This window comes from Sulfuricurvum sp. PD_MW2 (assembly GCF_002633015.1).
Taxonomy (GTDB): Bacteria; Campylobacterota; Campylobacteria; order Campylobacterales; family Sulfurimonadaceae; genus Sulfuricurvum.
Genome location: NZ_NSIU01000001.1, coordinates 66,165 through 83,687 on the forward strand (window position 1 = coordinate 66,165; position 17,523 = coordinate 83,687).

General features: G+C 43.5%; 21 protein-coding genes. 7 read left to right on the plus strand and 14 right to left on the minus strand.

From position 1 onward, the window contains the following. From folP to CJD30_RS00325, 5 genes are read right to left on the minus strand one after another with little or no spacing between them, the layout of a single operon-like run. Nucleotides 1–1,140, minus strand: a complete 1,140-nt coding sequence (folP, locus tag CJD30_RS00305; RefSeq protein WP_294915113.1) for a dihydropteroate synthase — start codon at nucleotides 1,138–1,140, stop codon at nucleotides 1–3. Next, on the minus strand, nucleotides 1,130–1,753 hold the full coding sequence (locus CJD30_RS00310) for a DNA polymerase III subunit delta' (RefSeq protein ID WP_294915116.1): 624 nt from the start codon (nucleotides 1,751–1,753) through the stop codon (nucleotides 1,130–1,132). Before CJD30_RS00310 ends, folP begins: the two co-directional genes overlap by 11 nt. Next, nucleotides 1,740–2,288 (minus strand): HobA family DNA replication regulator, encoded by a 549-nt coding sequence (locus CJD30_RS00315; RefSeq protein ID WP_294915119.1) that lies wholly within the window; start codon nucleotides 2,286–2,288, stop codon nucleotides 1,740–1,742. Before CJD30_RS00315 ends, CJD30_RS00310 begins: the two co-directional genes overlap by 14 nt. Next, nucleotides 2,289–3,500 (minus strand): aspartate kinase, encoded by a 1,212-nt coding sequence (locus CJD30_RS00320; protein WP_294915121.1) that lies wholly within the window; start codon nucleotides 3,498–3,500, stop codon nucleotides 2,289–2,291. It lies immediately after the preceding gene. Beyond that, nucleotides 3,500–3,970 carry an RNA pyrophosphohydrolase gene (locus CJD30_RS00325; protein ID WP_294915124.1) on the minus strand — a complete coding sequence of 157 codons (471 nt, stop codon included), beginning with the start codon at nucleotides 3,968–3,970 and terminating at the stop codon, nucleotides 3,500–3,502. Before CJD30_RS00325 ends, CJD30_RS00320 begins: the two co-directional genes overlap by 1 nt. 71 nt (nucleotides 3,971–4,041) lie before the next feature. On the opposite strand from CJD30_RS00325, the gene hemW reads away from it, so the two are divergent. From hemW to CJD30_RS00355, 6 genes are all read left to right on the plus strand, one after another. Then, complete coding sequence (hemW, locus tag CJD30_RS00330) at nucleotides 4,042–5,103, plus strand: radical SAM family heme chaperone HemW (protein ID WP_294915127.1); 1,062 nt, start codon at nucleotides 4,042–4,044, stop codon at nucleotides 5,101–5,103. A 62-nt stretch (nucleotides 5,104–5,165) separates the two neighbouring features. Further along, nucleotides 5,166–5,561, plus strand: coding sequence for a Sec-independent protein translocase protein TatB (gene tatB, locus CJD30_RS00335; RefSeq protein WP_294915130.1), 396 nt, complete (start codon nucleotides 5,166–5,168; stop codon nucleotides 5,559–5,561). Continuing rightward, entirely contained in the window at nucleotides 5,554–6,336 is a 783-nt protein-coding gene (tatC, locus tag CJD30_RS00340) for a twin-arginine translocase subunit TatC (RefSeq protein ID WP_294915133.1), read from the plus strand. The genes tatB and tatC overlap by 8 nt, the downstream gene beginning before the upstream one ends. Beyond that, a complete protein-coding gene (gene queA, locus CJD30_RS00345; protein WP_294915732.1) occupies nucleotides 6,332–7,357 on the plus strand; it encodes a tRNA preQ1(34) S-adenosylmethionine ribosyltransferase-isomerase QueA in 1,026 nt (341 codons plus the stop codon). The genes tatC and queA overlap by 5 nt, the downstream gene beginning before the upstream one ends. 51 nt (nucleotides 7,358–7,408) lie before the next feature. Continuing rightward, a complete protein-coding gene (locus CJD30_RS00350) occupies nucleotides 7,409–8,635 on the plus strand; it encodes a molybdopterin-dependent oxidoreductase (RefSeq protein ID WP_294915135.1) in 1,227 nt (408 codons plus the stop codon). A 9-nt stretch (nucleotides 8,636–8,644) separates the two neighbouring features. Then, a complete protein-coding gene (locus CJD30_RS00355; RefSeq protein WP_294915138.1) occupies nucleotides 8,645–8,968 on the plus strand; it encodes a sulfite:cytochrome C oxidoreductase subunit B in 324 nt (107 codons plus the stop codon). Between the two features lie 10 nt (nucleotides 8,969–8,978). Here the strand turns inward: CJD30_RS00355 and CJD30_RS00360 are convergent, their stop codons facing one another. The 3 genes from CJD30_RS00360 to ilvC all read right to left on the minus strand — a co-directional run bounded on the left by CJD30_RS00360 (nucleotide 8,979) and on the right by ilvC (nucleotide 11,943). Next, nucleotides 8,979–9,755, minus strand: a complete 777-nt coding sequence (locus tag CJD30_RS00360) for a DNA-processing protein DprA (protein ID WP_294915142.1) — start codon at nucleotides 9,753–9,755, stop codon at nucleotides 8,979–8,981. 70 nt (nucleotides 9,756–9,825) lie between these two features. Then, nucleotides 9,826–10,857: a divergent polysaccharide deacetylase family protein gene (locus CJD30_RS00365; protein WP_294915145.1), complete on the minus strand. Its 1,032-nt coding sequence runs from the start codon at nucleotides 10,855–10,857 to the stop codon at nucleotides 9,826–9,828. A gap of 63 nt (nucleotides 10,858–10,920) precedes the next feature. Then, nucleotides 10,921–11,943 carry a ketol-acid reductoisomerase gene (gene ilvC, locus CJD30_RS00370; protein WP_294915148.1) on the minus strand — a complete coding sequence of 341 codons (1,023 nt, stop codon included), beginning with the start codon at nucleotides 11,941–11,943 and terminating at the stop codon, nucleotides 10,921–10,923. A gap of 165 nt (nucleotides 11,944–12,108) precedes the next feature. On the opposite strand from ilvC, the gene CJD30_RS00375 reads away from it, so the two are divergent. After that, nucleotides 12,109–12,744: a hypothetical protein gene (locus tag CJD30_RS00375; protein ID WP_294915151.1), complete on the plus strand. Its 636-nt coding sequence runs from the start codon at nucleotides 12,109–12,111 to the stop codon at nucleotides 12,742–12,744. Here the strand turns inward: CJD30_RS00375 and ruvX are convergent. Genes ruvX through rnpA form a run of 6 tightly spaced genes read right to left on the minus strand, consistent with a single transcriptional unit; the run spans nucleotide 12,729 to nucleotide 17,515 of the window. After that, a complete protein-coding gene (ruvX, locus tag CJD30_RS00380; protein ID WP_294915153.1) occupies nucleotides 12,729–13,127 on the minus strand; it encodes a Holliday junction resolvase RuvX in 399 nt (132 codons plus the stop codon). The genes CJD30_RS00375 and ruvX overlap by 16 nt on opposite strands. Beyond that, nucleotides 13,127–14,476, minus strand: coding sequence for a tRNA uridine-5-carboxymethylaminomethyl(34) synthesis GTPase MnmE (gene mnmE / locus CJD30_RS00385; RefSeq protein WP_294915734.1), 1,350 nt, complete (start codon nucleotides 14,474–14,476; stop codon nucleotides 13,127–13,129). The genes ruvX and mnmE overlap by 1 nt, the downstream gene beginning before the upstream one ends. Beyond that, nucleotides 14,470–15,267 carry a Jag N-terminal domain-containing protein gene (locus tag CJD30_RS00390; protein ID WP_294915155.1) on the minus strand — a complete coding sequence of 266 codons (798 nt, stop codon included), beginning with the start codon at nucleotides 15,265–15,267 and terminating at the stop codon, nucleotides 14,470–14,472. Before CJD30_RS00390 ends, mnmE begins: the two co-directional genes overlap by 7 nt. Further along, the gene (gene yidC / locus CJD30_RS00395; protein ID WP_294915158.1) at nucleotides 15,254–16,867 is read right to left on the minus strand and encodes a membrane protein insertase YidC; all 1,614 of its coding nucleotides are present in this window, start codon (nucleotides 16,865–16,867) and stop codon (nucleotides 15,254–15,256) included. Before yidC ends, CJD30_RS00390 begins: the two co-directional genes overlap by 14 nt. Further along, complete coding sequence (gene yidD, locus CJD30_RS00400) at nucleotides 16,861–17,193, minus strand: membrane protein insertion efficiency factor YidD (RefSeq protein WP_294915160.1); 333 nt, start codon at nucleotides 17,191–17,193, stop codon at nucleotides 16,861–16,863. The genes yidC and yidD overlap by 7 nt, the downstream gene beginning before the upstream one ends. Further along, on the minus strand, nucleotides 17,171–17,515 hold the full coding sequence (gene rnpA, locus CJD30_RS00405; RefSeq protein WP_294915163.1) for a ribonuclease P protein component: 345 nt from the start codon (nucleotides 17,513–17,515) through the stop codon (nucleotides 17,171–17,173). The genes yidD and rnpA overlap by 23 nt, the downstream gene beginning before the upstream one ends. Between the last annotated feature and the right edge of the window lie 8 nt (nucleotides 17,516–17,523).

The following is a 17,523-nucleotide window of genomic DNA, read 5'->3' on the forward strand; positions in this document are numbered from 1 at the left end:
TTATCCTCTCAATGCTTTCCAGATTTTGGTTGCCTGGGCATGCTCTTTGACGTCATGTGCCCGTACTATTGAAGCACCCTCATCCAGAGCTTTAAGATGGATTGCCAGCGTTCCTGCCAAACGTTCATCGCTTGTTGAAGGAGAAATCGCATCAATCATCGATTTGCGGCTCGCACCGACCAGAAGTTTTTTCCCCAATCCAAGAAAATGACTTTGGTGGGTAATCAATGCCAAATTATCCTCAAGACGTTTTCCAAATCCGATGCCGCAATCTAAGATGATCTCTTTGATCCCGAATGATTCCCCTTTGGCAATCCGTTCGCGAAAAAAGGATTCGACATCGTTAATAACAGAAGAATACGACGGATTTTCCTGCATATTTTGCGGTGTTCCCTGCATGTGCATAATGATTGCGGTGGCGTTATACGTTCCGCATAGGCGTGCCACCTCATCGTTCTCTAAACCTGTAATATCATTGACAATGCTAAATCCTCTCTCAAGCGCGTAATGGATGACAGAGGGCTCATAGCTGTCCAGACTAAAAGCTGCTCTTTCAAAAAGGCGCTGTGCATAAATAGCATCAATGATCGGAGAGACACGGGCAAGTTCCTCTTCCGGGCTTACCGCTATCGATCCGGGACGGCTTGAAACCCCGCCTAAATCAATAATCTCTGCACCTTCCTCAATCATCGTCTCTATCCGATCGATTGCCTTATTGCCCTGAAACCGGCTTGCATGATAAAAGCTATCTTCATTGGCATTGAGTATCCCCATAATGGAAACGCTCTGCGGATAGTGTAATCGGCAAAAACGATCCAGTTCATGGGACAATTGTTTCAGTCCGAAAGGCTGAGCTTTTTCCTTTTTCACCAATGTCTGTAACTGTCGCTCTGTTGCAATCAAAAGAACATCCACACGGGGCATAGATGCTATCACTGTTCCGCGAGGAACCGCGACATCAGCACCGATACTGAGGGCATCTTGTTTGAGAATATTGGCAGCACCCACATGTAAATCACGAATACGGATTACATGGTGCCTGGCTTTATCTTCCAATATCGATATTCCGCCGCTATCCACCCCTAACGATTTAAGCTCACGATGCAGATCAATGCTGTTGGAGAGTTTTTCAACGACCACGTTTGACCTCACGTAAAAAGTTCATCAATACCATCACCAAAACACTTTGGAATCTGCTGTTGAGTTCAATGAGTCGAAGTGCTTTTTCAAACCCCTCGAGCTGTACAGAAGTCAACAATAGTTTTTCAATATGTATCGCCTGATACATTAATTGTTCTACCAACCCTTTTGCTTCATGTTTTTTCAATCGATCATACTCTTTGACAAAGGCAAACAATCCCGATAGATCAAGATTTTTAAGGGTAATCGGCAATACTTCATAGTGACGTTCCGTATGCTCTTGTTTTAGGCTCAGTCGAGAGCGAACCGTTGGAAGAAAAGTACTTTTATTCGGTGCGATGAGGATAAAAACAATATTTTGCGGAGGTTCTTCGAGAATTTTGAGCAAAGCATTTTGCGCCGGAACGGTAAAAGTTTTTGCTCCGAGAATCAATGTTTTAATTCGCTCTTCACTTTTATACGCTTCGGCAATTACCTCTTTGGCATCTTCGATTTTAAAATCATCACGCATAAAGGTTACGCATCGCAGAGGGTGACGAGAGGCTTCGATCTCTTTAGCCCTCTCCTCCATTTCATGCGTTATAAGAATACCGCCCCGTTCATTCTCGAACATTGATCTCCCCGAACAGTACGGCATTGAGAGTTTTATTAAACAGGCGATAAAGCTGCAAAAGTTTTATGTCAATGAGGGGATCATGCGATCGGAGAACAAGAGCATTTTGAAACCGCTCATCCATGATCCATAATAATGAGTTCGCATTACGTTTGGCGATATCGGCTCTGCGATCATCACCGCGACCGATATACCAAAAAAAATAATCCCCTTTGTAGGCGATATCGAGCATATCGCTGATCATATCGATTGACTCTCCGCCGCTTATGTGATCGTAATGGGGGTATAAAGAGTCAATACACACAATTGGAATCATCGGACGGTCTTGCGTCCGTTTGTTGAGGGAGGACATAATATAGTGAATGAACCATTTTCGATCATGATCCGTAATCAGAACAACCGTTTTTCCCCCCATCATTTGATCCATGGCATTAGCAAGAGGCGGTGTCCATTCGAAACGCTGCTCTTCGAACCAGCTCATCGATGCCCCCTCGGAGCGAATCGATTCTAATGTCCATTGATCAAAATGACGCACTTATTGATCCAATGCGTAGGCGCTGTGCAATGAACGAACCGCGAGCTCGGCGTATTTTTCATCTACTACCATAGATACTTTGATTTCAGAAGTAGAGATCATCATGATGTTGATGTTTTCACGTGCCATTGTTTGAAATGCTTTTGCCGCAACACCCGTATGCGATTTCATCCCAACTCCGACGATAGAGACTTTGCAGATATTTTCATCGTACGATGCCTCAGAAATTTCATCTTCGGCGATAAAGGTTTCAACCACTTTTTTCGCATCGATCAATTCAGTTTTAGGAACGGTAAAATCAAGATTCGTTTTACCGTCATGTCCTGATGTTTGAATGATCATATCGATATTAACACTGTTGTCTGCCAAACGGGTAAAGATATCCGATGCGATTCCCGGACGATCGATGACGCCGCTCAAAGATACACGTGCTTGATTTTTATCGAGTGCGATACCGCTAACGAGTGGTTGTTCCATAATATTCTCTTCCTTTGTGATAAGTGTCCCTTCCGCATTTGTAAAACTGGAACGGGTAACAAGATTAACGTTTAATTTTTTTGCAAGTTCAACTGAACGGTTTTGAAGGACTTTTGCCCCCAATGATGCGAGTTCAAGCATCTCATCGTAGCTGATGCGATCCATTTTTTTCGCTTTTGGTTCAATACGAGGATCGGTCGTGTAGATACCGTCAACATCGGTATAAATCTCACATAAATCGGCTTTGAGCGCTCCGGCAACCGCAACGGCAGAGAGATCCGATCCTCCACGCCCGAGTGTAGTGACTTGACCGGTCTCGCTTACACCTTGGAATCCTGCAACAACGATAACTTTCCCTTCAGAGAGTTCTGCATGCATTGCACTCGGATCGATACTCTCAATGCGTGCTTTCGTATGAATACTATCGGTTACGATCCCCGCACGGCGTCCGCTCATAGAGACCGTTTTATGTCCCATAGCATTAAGTGCAATCGACAACAATGCCGCTGTCACGCGCTCTCCTGAGCTTAGAAGCATATCAACTTCGCTGCGCTCCGGAGTCGCGGTATAGTGTTCCGCAAAAGCGATCAATTTGTTGGTTTCCCCGCTCATCGCTGATACGACAACAACAACTTGATGCCCTTCTTGAAGCGTTTGTGAGACACGATTGGCGACGTTTTGGATTCGCTCCAAATCACCGACGCTGGTGCCGCCGAATTTTTGGACAATTAGCATTACAGGTACCCCTTGGTTCTAAAATGAGAAATCACACGTTCATACACCGGTTTTTTAAAATGGGCAACATGACTCAACAGTTCATCAATATTGACAAATTTATACGTTTTAAATTCCGGATGCTTCGTATCAAGATCGATCTTCGCCCCTTTTTTCAAACGTACTAAATAATAGCGCTGTTTTTGTCCCGCATACGGAGCCATTTTGGCGGCAACATGGGAAGGAAAATCGTATGCGATCCACTCTGGATACTCAGCAATGATCTCTACTTTCGCAGTACCGATCTCCTCGCCAAGTTCACGGAATAGTGCCTCTTCGCTCGATTCGCCCTCATCAATCCCCCCTTGAGGAAACTGCCATACCCCTTCCAAATCACTCCGCTCGGCGATAAAAACATCTTTTGTCTCAGGATACTCAGGAGAGACAATAATCGCCGCCACATTCGGTCGGTAGAACTTTTTTTCGGTCATTCACCATCTTTTAGTCTATTTTTAAAGAGGTATTGTAAACTATTCGCTATTAAAAATACTATAATCCGCTCATGCTTTTATATATTCATATCCCTTTTTGCGACAGTAAATGTTCCTATTGCGCCTTCAACTCGTATGTCGATAAATTCTCTCTGCGTCAAGCCTATATGGATGCCATGCTGCATCAACTCACATACGAACTGCAACGGTTCAACGTTTCGCCTCAAAATCCGATCGAAACGGTATTTATCGGAGGAGGAACCCCATCGACCATTGATCCGTACATGTATCGACCGATTTTTGAGCTGATTGAGCCTTATTTGAGTGAAGAGTGTGAAATCACCTCCGAAGCAAATCCGAACAGTGCAACATCTTCGTGGTTGGAGGGGATGTTTAAACTCGGAGTGAATCGATTGAGTTTCGGTGTCCAAAGTTTTAATAATGAAAAATTAAAATCTCTCGGACGAGCACACAATACCGGGCATGCGATCCAAGCGATCCAAAGTGCGTCTACAATCGGTTATCAACACCTCAGCATTGATCTGATCTACGCTGTAGCGGGAGACACAAAAGCACTCCTTCAGGCTGATATAGCACAGGCATTCTCTCTTCCTATCGATCATATTAGCCTTTACGCACTAACAATAGAAGAAAAAACAGCCTTCGAGAAAACACCGCAGATGGCACAAGAGGAGTTGAAGCTTACCCAATGGCTATTCCAACAAATAAAAGAACGGGGATTCGAACAGTATGAAATTTCCAACTTCGGTAAATATCGTTCACGTCATAATTTAGGCTATTGGGAGCATAAAGATTACATCGGAGTAGGTTCCGGAGCCGTCGGTTTTTTAAAAGATCGTCGTTTTTACCCCTCTGCATCAGTAGAAACATACATTTACAATCCTCTTGAAATCTATACTGAAATAATAGAGTCCGATGCATTGACCAGTGAAAAACTCTTTTTAGGTTTTCGTAGTGCGATCGGAGTCGATGAAACTATTTTGGACCCAAAACAAAAACAAAAAGCCATCATGCTCTGTGATGAAAAGCTCCTGATCTATCAAAATAACCGTTTTTTTAATACCGATTTTCTATTGGCGGATGAAATTGCTCTAAGTGTAGAGGGGTTTTAACTTTCTTTCGATAGAATTGCCATCACTTTAAAATTTGATTTTTGGATAACACAATGTTTGGTATGGGTTTAAGTGAAATCTTTCTGATTGCGATAGTTGCGGTTTTGTTTCTGGGACCGGATAAGCTCCCGGAGACGATGGTTCAAATCGCTAAATTTTTCCGAAGTGTCAAAGGGACGGTTAATTCCGCCAAAGCGACTCTTGAAGAAGAGATGAAGTTCTCAGAGCTCAAAGAGAGCGCACTGAACTATAAAAAAGAGCTAACAGAAGCAAGTGCGGAGTTGGAACGAATGACCAATGTAACCGAGATCGGATCAGAATTGAACGTAATCAAAAATGATTTGGATCTTAGCACTGTCGCTTCTTCGGCACCCTCAGCACCGAAAGAGCCTGAAGTAATCACATTCACCCCTAAACCAAAAGAGATTAAACCTGTAGAAGAGAAAACGGATGTTTGAAGATTTAAAACCTCACTTAGCTGAACTGCGTAAACGACTCGGTATTAGTGTTGCCGCCGTCATAATCATGGCTATCGTCATGTGGAACTTTCATGATGCGATTCTTGGATGGATAACCCAACCGCTTATTACCGCACTCACCTCTGTCGGTAAGATTTCTCCAAAAGCGGCACAAGGGATGTTGGTAACCAAAGAGCTCTCCGAAGCATTTTTTGTGGCGATGAAAGTCTCTTTCTTCGGCGGTCTTATCGCGGCAATCCCTGTGATTTTAGCTCAAATTTGGCTTTTTATCGCACCGGGCCTGTACGCAAATGAGAAAAAGATGATCATCCCTATCGTCATCGGCGGAAGTGTTATGTTTCTTGCAGGTGGGGCGTTTGCGTACTATTTCGTTACCCCTCTCGGATTTGCGTTTTTTATCGAATTCGGTAGTGCCTCTTTTGTCCCTATGTACAATATCAGCGAATATGTCGACTTTTTTACTAAAATCATTTTCGGATTCGGCTTGGCATTTGAATTGCCGGTATTTTGTTATTTTCTTGCCCTTCTGGGATTCATCGATGATCGGATGATGATCAATTTCTTCCGCTATGCCATCGTATTGATCTTTATTATTGCCGCTATCCTGACACCACCGGATGTTTTGAGCCAAATCATGATGGCGGTTCCGTTGATCCTCCTGTATGGGATTTCAATCTTGATCGTACGCGTGGTCAACCCTGCACCGAAAGAGGAGCCGTACATCGAAGAAGATGAAGAAGAGACGATTGATTAATCTCGACCCTCTCCTCACCTCCAGCTACCACTATGAGCTCCCAGAAGAGCTTATAGCTACCCATCCGATTCATCCCAGAGATCATGCTCGACTTCTTGTTTACAACCGTATCGATAAAAGTATCATCCACAGTCGATTCGATGCTCTGGAAGATTTTTTGCCTCCACAATGCGGCATTATTTTTAATGATACGAAAGTTATAAAAGCTCGCCTTTATGGGCACAAAGAGAGCGGAGGGGCAATTGAGCTGCTCATCAATCGCCCACATAATGCCCATACGATAAATGTTTATATTCGAGGACGCGTTAAAATAGACACCCTTTTGATATTTGATCAAACACTGCGTGCTCGTGTCATCGCTCTGCACGATGACGGTTCACGCGATGTCCATTTTTATTTGCATGAAAATCTTATCCGTTTTGAAGATCTCCTCCCTATTTTAGACAAAGTAGGACACATTCCCCTCCCTCCGTATTTGGGAAGAGAAGACAACTCCGAAGACGAAAGAGAATATCAAAGCGTTTTTGCCCACCATGAGGGTGCCGTTGCCGCCCCTACCGCGTCACTTCATTTTACCGATGAGCTCTTTAATGCAGTATGTTCCCATCATACTCATGCTTTCGTCACCTTGCATGTCGGTTCCGGCACCTTCAAACCGGTTGAGTCCGAGGTCATCACCGATCATCCGATGCACTCGGAATATTTTGATATTAGCCCTAATGCTCATAACCTGATACAAAGCGATACTCCGCTTCTAAGTATTGGGACTACTTCAACACGAACCGTAGAGTATTATGTACGAAACCACAAATTGAGAGGCGAAGCGAACCTCTTCTTGCATCCAAAAAATCCACCGATGCGAATCAATCATCTCCTCACCAATTTTCATTTGCCGCAATCGACACTGCTGATGCTCGTCGCTTCATTTGTGGGGCTAGAAGAGACCCATCGAATCTATAATGAAGCCATAAAAGAACATTACCGCTTTTTCTCTTACGGTGATGCCATGCTTATTCTTTAAATTATCTCAAATTATGATAAAATAGTGATACCATAATCGAAGGCAGATATCATGAGACATCTTAACCGCAGACATTTTTTAGGTGCAGGCTTATTACTGGGGGCATCCGCGCTCCTTGGTAAAGAGACACCGTCAAAACCTATCGCTATTCCGCAAGAATACACTCCGCCTATCATAGCGTTTCCTGAGAAGAAACCGATGGTAGCTATTTCTGATCGTCCGCCGCTGCTCAAATCGGCCAAAGGTCGTGAAATTTTCACCCAAGCCATTACCCCGAATGATGAATTCTTTGTCCGTTGGCATCTTCCGGATATTCCAACGCATATTGATCTCAATGAGTTTCGCTTAGAGGTAAAAGGATCTGTTAATACACCTCTTTCACTCAGTGTGGATGATCTAAAATCCAAATTCGAGCCGACGGAAGTAGCTGCCGTATTGCAATGTGGCGGTAATAGCCGTAAATACTATGCGGTAACCGGACAAGCAACTCACGGCGTCCAATGGGATCACGGCGCAATGGGCTGTGCGATCTGGAAAGGGGTCAAACTCAAAGACATCCTCAACCGTGCAGGCGTAAAAGAGTCTGCGACATGGGTCGGACTGAATGGATTAGAAAAACCTGCGATGGACGAAACTCCCGATTTTTTCCGTGAAATGGAAATCGCAGAAACCCTTCAGGACCAAATCATTGTCGCTTATGCAATGAATGGCGAAGATTTACCATACCTTAACGGGTTCCCAATCCGTCTTGTTATTCCAGGGCATTTCTCAGACAGCTGGGTGAAAATGCTCAGTGAGATTATGGTCATGGACACCTACCGTAAAAGCTTTTTTATGGATGTAGCCTATACGGTACCGGACAACGATTGTGAATGTGTCGTATCGGGAAGCGATTTTGAATACAAACGCAAACCTATTGCCACCATGAAAGTCAAATCAGTGATCGGATATCCATCACCGGATACTCTCATTAAAAAAGGCTCTCGTGTCAAAATTGCAGGAGTAGCGTTCGATCAGGGAAAAGGGATCAAAGAGGTCATGATCTCTCTTGATGGGGGAAAAAGCTGGAGTGCGGCAAAACTCGGACAAGATTACGGCAAGTTTGCATTCCGTCCATGGAGTTTTGAGTGGGAACCGAAAACAAAAGGGGACTTTACGATTATGGCTCGTGCAATCAACAGAATCGGAAACATTCAGCCTCTCCCGGATGAAATCGGCTGGAATGCCGGTGGATACCAATACAATGCCGTTGATAACGTCAACGTTAAAATCGTATAAGGTGCAAAAATGAAAAAAATACTCCTATTTAGTTTACTGGCAGTTTCTACCCTTTTTGCACAAGTCTCTAAACCGATTGAAATGCCCTACGTCGAGTATCCGATCGAATCGGGTGATCATGATGAAATCGTACAACAGTACTGTCTCATTTGTCATTCATTCGGCTATGTTCTCAATCAAGGGAAAAAAAGCCGTCCATACTGGAAAGGGACAGTACAAAAAATGGTCAATGAGTTCAAAGCCCCTATCGGAAAAGAGGATCAACAAATCATTGTAAATTATCTTGTGAAACACTACGGATACGAATCTCAGCCTAATCCATCAGGACATTAAGTCCTGATTCTCAAAGAACCGATACTCTTCCATTTCTCACTTCTATCAAACCTTTGAGTTCCGCTTCGAAAATCTCATGGGGATATCGAGCCAGTGCATCCTCATACGTCGGATTGCTACGACAATATGCGATTAAGGGAGAGTCTACTAAAGCATTTTTCCCTTTTTGTGTGATCTCTACGACAAAACGATCAATATTATCGATTGCCGTTGCTTTTCCCTCTGCTACAAGCTGACGTGTAGCAGCACTTTCATTGATACGATGCGGTAAAACATAAATAGCTTTCCCCATTTCCAATGCATATTCGACGCTGCGCATACTTCCGCTGCCACTATCCGCTTCCATCACGATCAGTGCATCTCCCAAAGCAACTACGATCTCATTCCGAACAACGAAACTCCAGTCGCGTGCTTCAAATCCGCATTCAAACTGGCTTAGAGTAAGTCCGTTTGCTTCTATGGATTTAATCAACTCAAAATTTGATGCAGGATATCGGATATCAATTCCGCAGGGCAATATCGCTATGGTATTTTCAGCTCCGGCTCCTTGATGGGCAAGGGAATCTATCCCCATAGCCGCACCACTGACAATCACCATACCGCTGAGTGCTAATTTTTTGGAGAGTTCAAGTGTCATCGCACGAGAATATTGATTTGGTCGTCTAGTGCCTATGATAGATATTTTCGGGCGTTGCAATAATGATAGATCACCCCGATAATAGAGTTTTTCAGGATAGCGCTTCATCGTTGAAAGTTCAGGAATAGAAAATGAAATTATATTGTCCATAGTCAACTCAATCTAAAAGTTGTAACACAATATCCAAATAGAAAAAAAGGGATGAAAATCTGACAAATTGTCAGATTTGATCGATACCGACGAGTTGCACTCCGTTCAAAAGCTCTTTTGATTCTTTGAGAGCTCTGATCGTATCCACACGGGGATGACCGATAGCGATTGCAGTTCCGTATCGTTTAGCTTTAACAACCGCCTCTTTTATCTGTCTTTTCACATTCGCTACACCGTCTTGATCATCCAGAAAAACATCGCGTGTCAAATATCGCATTCCGTATCTTCCCGTAGCTTCACGTGCTTTGCTCGTACCGATTGTACGGCTGTCGACAAACTGAAGCCCCTCTTTTTTCATGACTCGAATCAACCGGTCCATCGCTTCTGAATCGGATGTAAATTTCGATCCTGTGTGATTGTTCATATAATGGACGTTGGGATAAAGCTGTTTGAGCGCATCGAGCCGTTTTTCAATCTCTTCTTCACTGCTATCGATATGGATGGTATTGGGTTCTTCATCGTGAAAGGCAATGGCTTCCAACGGCAGGTGAACCATATATTTTGATTGTTGCTTTGCTAAAGCTGCCGAATCAGGATGCCGCGAGCTAGGTGGAAGAAAAGACAGCACAATCGGCAATCCAGTGGATTGTATCGCTTTGACATCACGAGCATATGACACATCATCCATGATAATGACCAGTTTCGCTTCTGCACCGTTGGGACGAATTTCACGTGCCGGCGGGGGAGGCGGAGGCGCTTTTTTATTATCCGGTGCATACTCATGATGCGCTTTAACCTCTTCTGATATTCGTTCGCGCTCAAGCATATCATCAAGCTCTTTTTTAATCCGTCGTATTTCTTTGTCGTGTGGAGTTTGTTCCGATTTTACGTGTGTTTTATTCTCATCGATACTGCTCAGTGATTTGATCTGTTGGACTAATTTTTGGGTTTGATTGCGTTCGGCAGCAAGCTCTTTTTCGGCTTGTCGAAATCCGAAAAAATACCCGATAAATATCGCAAGCAAAAATATCAATACGCTGATCAGTCCGATCGCTAAACGTCTTAAAGTGAAGTATTTTTGGAAAAGAGGCTGTTTATGCATGATGAAAAAAAACCTCTTGAGGATAGATATATTCAGAGCTCTAAGCTCTGAATCTGGAGAGTTTTAGTTTTTAGATTGGTCAACGATTTTGTTTTTTGCAATCCATGGCATCATAGTACGGAGTTTAACACCCGTTTGCTCGATCAATGATGCACGTGCATTTGCACGCTCAGCGTTCATACGTGGATATCCTGCTTGACCTTCAAGGATGAAATCTTTTGCGAAACGACCATCTTGGATCTCTTTGAGGATCTCTTTCATCGCCGCTTTTGATTGCTCGTTGATAACACGTTTACCAGAAACGTAGTCACCGTACTCAGCGGTGTTAGAGATAGAATAACGCATATCAGCGATTCCACCCTCGAACATCAAATCAACGATCAATTTCAACTCATGCAAACATTCGAAATACGCCAATTCCGGAGCATATCCAGCTTCTGTCAATGTTTCAAACCCTGCTTGTACAAGTGATGCAGCACCGCCGCAAAGAACCGCTTGTTCTCCGAAAAGGTCAGTTTCAGTTTCATCTTTAAATGTTGTTTCGATGATTGCCGTACGTCCGCCACCGATAGCTGAAGCGTATGAAAGCGCCAACTCTTTAGTTGTACCGCTCGGATTTTGTCCAACAGCGATCAAATCCGGAATTCCTCCGCCACGAACGAATTCTGACCGAACCGTGTGACCCGGAGCTTTTGGAGCGATCATCGTTACGTTAATATCTGCACGCGGATGAATACGCCCGTAATGGATGTTGAACCCGTGACCGAATGCGATGGTTGCACCTTGTTTCAAATTCGGTTCAATCTCATTTTTATAGATTTCAGCTTGGTTTTCATCCGGAAGAAGGATCATAACTACATCAGCGTATGCAGATGCTTCTGCAACCGTCATTACTTTGAAGCCTTTTGCTTCTGCTTTAGCCCATGAGCTACCTTCTTTACGAAGACCGATAACAACCTCAACACCGCTGTCGCGTAGGTTTTCTGCGTGTGCGTGACCTTGTGATCCAAAACCGATCATTGCCACTTTTTTGCTTTTGATAATTTCGATATTACAATCTCTATCGTAGTAAACGTTCAATGCCATAAAGGTGTCCTTAGAGTAAGCTCATAGGCTTAAAATTTGGCGAATTATACTCCACTTTTGCATAAAAATTTATTAGCGCACCCTTAGATCGTTCTCCTAAATCGACTTCTAAGGGTGCATAATCGATCGCGTGTTACAATTCACCCAAAAATTAGGATGGTTCGGATGAAAAAGTTTAACCTTTTTAACGAAATTATCGTTGTAGACAAAAATGATTTTTTACGTGCAGCCAATTCGGCGAAACCGTTTGCGATAGCTTATACCGGCGAAATCGTTTATGCACCTTTCGATGACTCACTCATCAGTATCTTTGAAGGTTCAATCCCTCCGATCTCCCCATTGAGCACCGACCGATCCCGTCCGATTAGTACAATGCTTGGCAATACGTACCGTATTGTGGAGGATGATGATCGATTGCTGATCAAAGCTTTCGGTGCATGGCAAAGCATTATCGGATACAACCAAAAACGTGCGATGTATGATGATACATCGGGCGATGGTATTGCTGAATTCGCCGATAAAATACTCGAAGACATCGGATGGAATGCGACAGAGTTCAATATCCGTTATCGTGAAATCGTTGAACACTTTGAAGAGCGGTGCGAGGGGATTTTGATCTGCATCGAAAAAGATGAACCTTACCAATTTAGCGGACTTGGATTCCTTTTTGATCTTGATCATGCACGTAAAGTTGCATTTGAATACTGTGTTCGTGTGATTCAAGACAAACTAGAAAACGATGAGGACTATACGACCCTCACCGATGATGAAGAGGAAGCTAAAAATTATTTTTTGAGCTGAGTGAGATAGCGCTCCAAAATAATTTTTGCTGAGAGGGAGTCGATCCGCCCATCACGCTTGTAACGAATTTCGCCTCGCATCAGCTCTTCGGCTTCTTGAGAACTGTGCGATTCATCTTGATAAGCGATCTCTCCGCTAAATTCGACGAGATTCATAAAGTGAGCTACACGACGGCGCATCTCATCTTCGGTGGTGCTTCCCATCGGAATACCGACAACCACTACACTCACCTCATATTCGCTCAATACTTTTTTGACGTCATTGGCCGCTTGGTTGCGGTTTTTACGTTCTATGGCCGGGAGCGGCGTTACGAGACCGTTTCCGTAACTGAGCGCTAATCCGATCCGCTTTAGCCCCAAATCGATTGCAATTATTGCGCCCATCATTTCCCCAGACAAAATTGTCCGAACATTTTATCAAACATCTCATCAAGTTCATACGGTCGGCTGATAGAAGCGACGGCACGAATTGCACTATTGATATGAAATGAAAAGAATTCCAATTCTCCATCATGGAGCGGTTCGTATGCTTCGTTGATAGCATAGACAGCTTTTTCAGTCGCACTGATCTGACGCGCTGATATGAGCATCATCTCTTCGCCGTCATTTTCCTGATCCATCAACGTACTCAGTGTCTCAACAAGCAATTGGGTGTCTTGTTTGCAGCTCAGACGAATCGGAGTATAGCGTTCTATCATTGTCGAATCAAATGACTGAGGCAAATCCGATTTATTCAAGATACAGATAAACGGTTTTTCCTCACGATAACGCTCTATCAAATTGATTATAGAACGATCCTCATCGTCAATCACTCGGCTAGAGTCAAACAAAGCGATTACAACATCGGCATTTTCAATCGCAGCGATGGAGCGCTCAATCCCGATCCTCTCAATCTCATCGTGAGCGTTGCGTATTCCCGCCGTATCGACTAAACGGATGAGATGGGTACCTATACGCACCTGCTCTTCGATCGTGTCACGGGTCGTCCCTGCAATATCGCTAACGATAGCACGTTCATAATCGAGCAACGCATTAAGAAGCGAACTCTTTCCGACATTTGGTTTACCGATGATAGCGACTCGGAACCCTTGCATCAACCCGCTGCGGCGGCGGCTTGACTCAAGTGTCTTGGAAAGTGTTGCTTTGATCTTTTCTAATTTAACTTCTATCTGTTCCACAACATCTTGCGGCAGATCCTCTTCTGCATAATCTATAACCACTTCGGAGTATGCCAATATTTCGAGCAAAGCATCACGGATGCCTTCGACGTATCCGCGCAATTCTCCCTTCATCTGCCGTGCGAGTATCCGAGCGGCATCATCACTTTTGGCTTCGATAAGCGCAGCAGTTGCTTCGGCTTGGGTAAGGTCTAGCCGTCCATTTAAAAATGCACGCTTGCTAAACTCTCCCGGTTCAGCCAAACGTGCCCCTTCGCTCAGAACGGCACGCAATACTGACTCGGCAACGACATAGCCGCCATGACATTGAAATTCAACAACCTCTTCTCCGGTAAAACTGCGTGGTGCTTGGAAATAGATGACGATCGCCTCATCGATCAATGTTCCATCCTGATGATGCAAAGAGGTAAGGGTTGCGTAACGGGGCTGAAGCTGAGATTTTTGGGTGAGTTTTAATGCAATATCGTATGAGTATTCTCCGCTAAGGCGGAGAATGGAGATAGAGCCAATACCATTTGCGGTGGCAATGGCAGCGATAGTCTCATTCATCAATATTCGTGGTAACTGTTGATGATGATAAACTTACCGCCATCACGGGTAGAGCGGATAGCTACATATCGATCAGGATAACGATCACGAAGCTGTTTAAGGGCAATTTGAACCAAAACACCATCCAATACTTTGGTTTGTGCACGTCCCTCTTGGTCAATAATCTCACACACATTGATCAGATAACGGGAAATCGACTCTTCTTGATTTTTCAAAAATTCAGCAATTTCCAAACGCAACTGCATTCCATACACGGCATTGATCCAGTTAAATAGCATATAGGATAACGCTTTGTAGCGATACCCCTCTTTGCCGATCATCAATGCGGCATCAGGACCCGTAAACTCAACGAGAAGCGTATTGTCATCATAAACGCTAACGTCGATTTCATTGATATCAAAACAAATATCTTTAAAGAGAATATTGATTTGTTCTTTTACTTCATCTGCACACTCTTGCGCTGAGAGTTGATACATATCATCATCCAACTCTCTCTCTTCTTCAAAATCGTCTGCCTGCTCATAAAACTCATCGCCCAAAACCAACTCTTCTGGCTCATACGATACAGGTTCAGAGATTCCATCCTCTTTTACAGAAGATGAAGGTTCTACTTCCGTTACCGGAGCAGCACTTTGCGGTAAATTAGCAATAATAATCGCCGATTTTTTGAAAAGTCCAAGTACCCCTTTTGAAGGAAATTGAACGATTTCTACCTGAAGCGCTGTTACGGAACACTCAAACTCGCGTGCTGCTTGCGCGTATGCCTGTTCTAATGTCGGAGCTTCAATCTTTTTCATGATGCTTTTCCGCGAGATGAGCTTCATGGCGTGCCGCACGGGCTGCTTCGAACTGTTTGTTTACCATGTATTGCTGTGCGATCGAGAATAAGTTGTTCACGAACCAGTACAACACAAGCCCTGCCGGGAATGTAAAGAAGAAGAACGTGAAAATAACCGGTAAAAATTTAAAGATTTTTTCCTGCAACGGATCGGTAAAATTGCTCGGTGTAATTTTTTGTTGATAATACATCGTCGCACCCATCAAAATAGGGAGGATGTAATACGGGTCCATACGTGAAAGATCCTGTACCCACATAATCCACGGTGCACCTTGTAACTCAACCGCATTCAAAAGAACACGATAAATTGCAAAGAAAACAGGAATTTGAAGCAACAACGGCAAACATCCGCCAAGCGGGTTAGCACCGTGTTTTTTATACATCTCCATCACTGCCGCATTCATGCGTGCAGGGTCACCTTTATATTTCTCTTGAACCTCTTTGATACGCGGTGCGATCTCTTTGATTTTTTGCATAGAAACCATCCCTTTGTGTGTCAAAGGGTAGAGGAAAATACGGATAATAACGGTCAAAGCAATAATAGCCCATCCCCAGTTTCCTAATGCACCGTGGAGCCACATCAAAATTTTGAAAATCGGTGCCGCTACAAATGTAAACCAGCCGTACTCAATCGCGTTGACCAACACCGGATTGATCGCTTCGAGAGCCTTATGCTCTTTTGGTCCGATATATCCGTTAAAGGTAAAGTTTTGAGACCCTTCCAAATACGTTACAGGATTACTGTTTGTATCGCGTTCAACCGTTACTTGAGTCGATTTGTCAAATCCATAAATAATTGATGCATAGTATTGGTCAAATGCCGATACAAAATGGACATCGGTAAATAGTGAACGCCCTTCTACATCTTTATCTTGAAAAATTGTGGTAAGTTTATCACCCGAATAAACCATATTACCAACAACGGTCATCATTTGTTCAATGATTTGAGGGTGTTGTCCCAGGTAGAGTGAATAGCGTTTTTCATTAGACAAAGCAACTTTTGCATCGTAATGACCGTCCGCATAAAACGTCAAGGTCTTCGTGAGTGTCAATTGTGGAAGATTTTGTGTCAATACCACAGTCGCTTTACCATTTTCACCCAAAGTGATATTTGACATATCGCTTGTAAACGGTGTTTTAGCAGCAATTTCATTCAACGCTGCATCGGTGAAACGGATTTGAAGCGGTTTCGCACCTGCAGATGAAACCAGTTCAGCTAATTTTCCGTCTTTTCCATTGTGTTTGGTGTTACTGAGAATAACCGAAGAGATTCGCCCTAGTGTATCGATTTTGAGTGTAAACTCTTTTGCCGTGATTGTTGTTAGCGTATCGGTTGAAACCGTCTTCACAACAGAAGCAGTTGAAGCATTACCATCTGTTACTGCATTTGAAGCTGTCGGCTGTACTTCTGTCGTTTTGGCTTGATTAACTTTTGTACTATTTGTTTCACTTTTTGTCGCTGCGGTTGGAGGAAAAATCGTCGTATAACCTATAAAAAAGACGAAAGATAAAGCGACTGCAACGAGAAGTCGCTGATTTGGAGTAAACTTTTCTAACACTGTGACCCTTTAAACTTAAAATTTTTTATCAGAAAATAATTCTGTTGATATGGAACGAACCAGTATTTTATCGTATTTATCGAGAGTTCGGAGGGTTTTAATATCGGTTTGCTGATTATCGGATAATCTATTCCGCCAGGAAACAGTTGATTACATCGTAAAATACGTAAAAATGTGGAAGTAAATGCTCGGAGAAGTGTATTTCGTTCAAACTGCCATAGCGCATATTCTGAACATGAGGGGTAATGACGACACGAACCTCGCGTCACCAAAGAGAATGAGTGCCGATAAAGCCAGAGGAGTTTAAGAAAGAAGATTCTTATCATCACCTGCTCCTGCCATAGCACCCGTCCGTTTTAAAACATATTTGCAGTCGCGTCGCACATTTTCAAAAGGGTTGTCAAACAACCCTTTTTTGGCGACAAAAACGTACCATCCGTCTTGTACATTAGGAGAAAGTTCATCGAAAAGCGCTCGCAAGCGTCTTTTACATCGATTTCTCACTACTGCATTTCCGACTTTTTTACTGGCCGTATATCCAACTTTTTTTTCTCCCTTTAGCGGGAGATAGAACAACGCGATAGAAGTACTATGGGCATTCTTGCCGCGCTGATAAACACGCTGAAACTCACTGTGAAGCTTCAACATCGAAAAGC

Coding starts and splice junctions, on each gene's coding strand:
- rnpA (WP_294915163.1), bottom strand. CDS start 17,515: ATGTTGAAGCTTCACAGTGAGTTTCAGCGTGTTTATCAGCGCGGCAAG.
- CJD30_RS00360 (WP_294915142.1), bottom strand. CDS start 9,755: ATGGACAATATAATTTCATTTTCTATTCCTGAACTTTCAACGATGAAG.
- CJD30_RS00325 (WP_294915124.1), bottom strand. CDS start 3,970: ATGACCGAAAAAAAGTTCTACCGACCGAATGTGGCGGCGATTATTGTC.
- yidD (WP_294915160.1), bottom strand. CDS start 17,193: ATGATAAGAATCTTCTTTCTTAAACTCCTCTGGCTTTATCGGCACTCA.
- CJD30_RS00375 (WP_294915151.1), top strand. CDS start 12,109: ATGAAAAAGTTTAACCTTTTTAACGAAATTATCGTTGTAGACAAAAAT.
- CJD30_RS00350 (WP_294915135.1), top strand. CDS start 7,409: ATGAGACATCTTAACCGCAGACATTTTTTAGGTGCAGGCTTATTACTG.
- CJD30_RS00320 (WP_294915121.1), bottom strand. CDS start 3,500: ATGCTAATTGTCCAAAAATTCGGCGGCACCAGCGTCGGTGATTTGGAG.
- CJD30_RS00390 (WP_294915155.1), bottom strand. CDS start 15,267: ATGAAAAAGATTGAAGCTCCGACATTAGAACAGGCATACGCGCAAGCA.
- CJD30_RS00310 (WP_294915116.1), bottom strand. CDS start 1,753: ATGTTCGAGAATGAACGGGGCGGTATTCTTATAACGCATGAAATGGAG.
- hemW (WP_294915127.1), top strand. CDS start 4,042: ATGCTTTTATATATTCATATCCCTTTTTGCGACAGTAAATGTTCCTAT.
- CJD30_RS00365 (WP_294915145.1), bottom strand. CDS start 10,857: ATGCATAAACAGCCTCTTTTCCAAAAATACTTCACTTTAAGACGTTTA.
- tatB (WP_294915130.1), top strand. CDS start 5,166: ATGGGTTTAAGTGAAATCTTTCTGATTGCGATAGTTGCGGTTTTGTTT.
- tatC (WP_294915133.1), top strand. CDS start 5,554: ATGTTTGAAGATTTAAAACCTCACTTAGCTGAACTGCGTAAACGACTC.
- ilvC (WP_294915148.1), bottom strand. CDS start 11,943: ATGGCATTGAACGTTTACTACGATAGAGATTGTAATATCGAAATTATC.
- CJD30_RS00355 (WP_294915138.1), top strand. CDS start 8,645: ATGAAAAAAATACTCCTATTTAGTTTACTGGCAGTTTCTACCCTTTTT.
- ruvX (WP_294915153.1), bottom strand. CDS start 13,127: ATGGGCGCAATAATTGCAATCGATTTGGGGCTAAAGCGGATCGGATTA.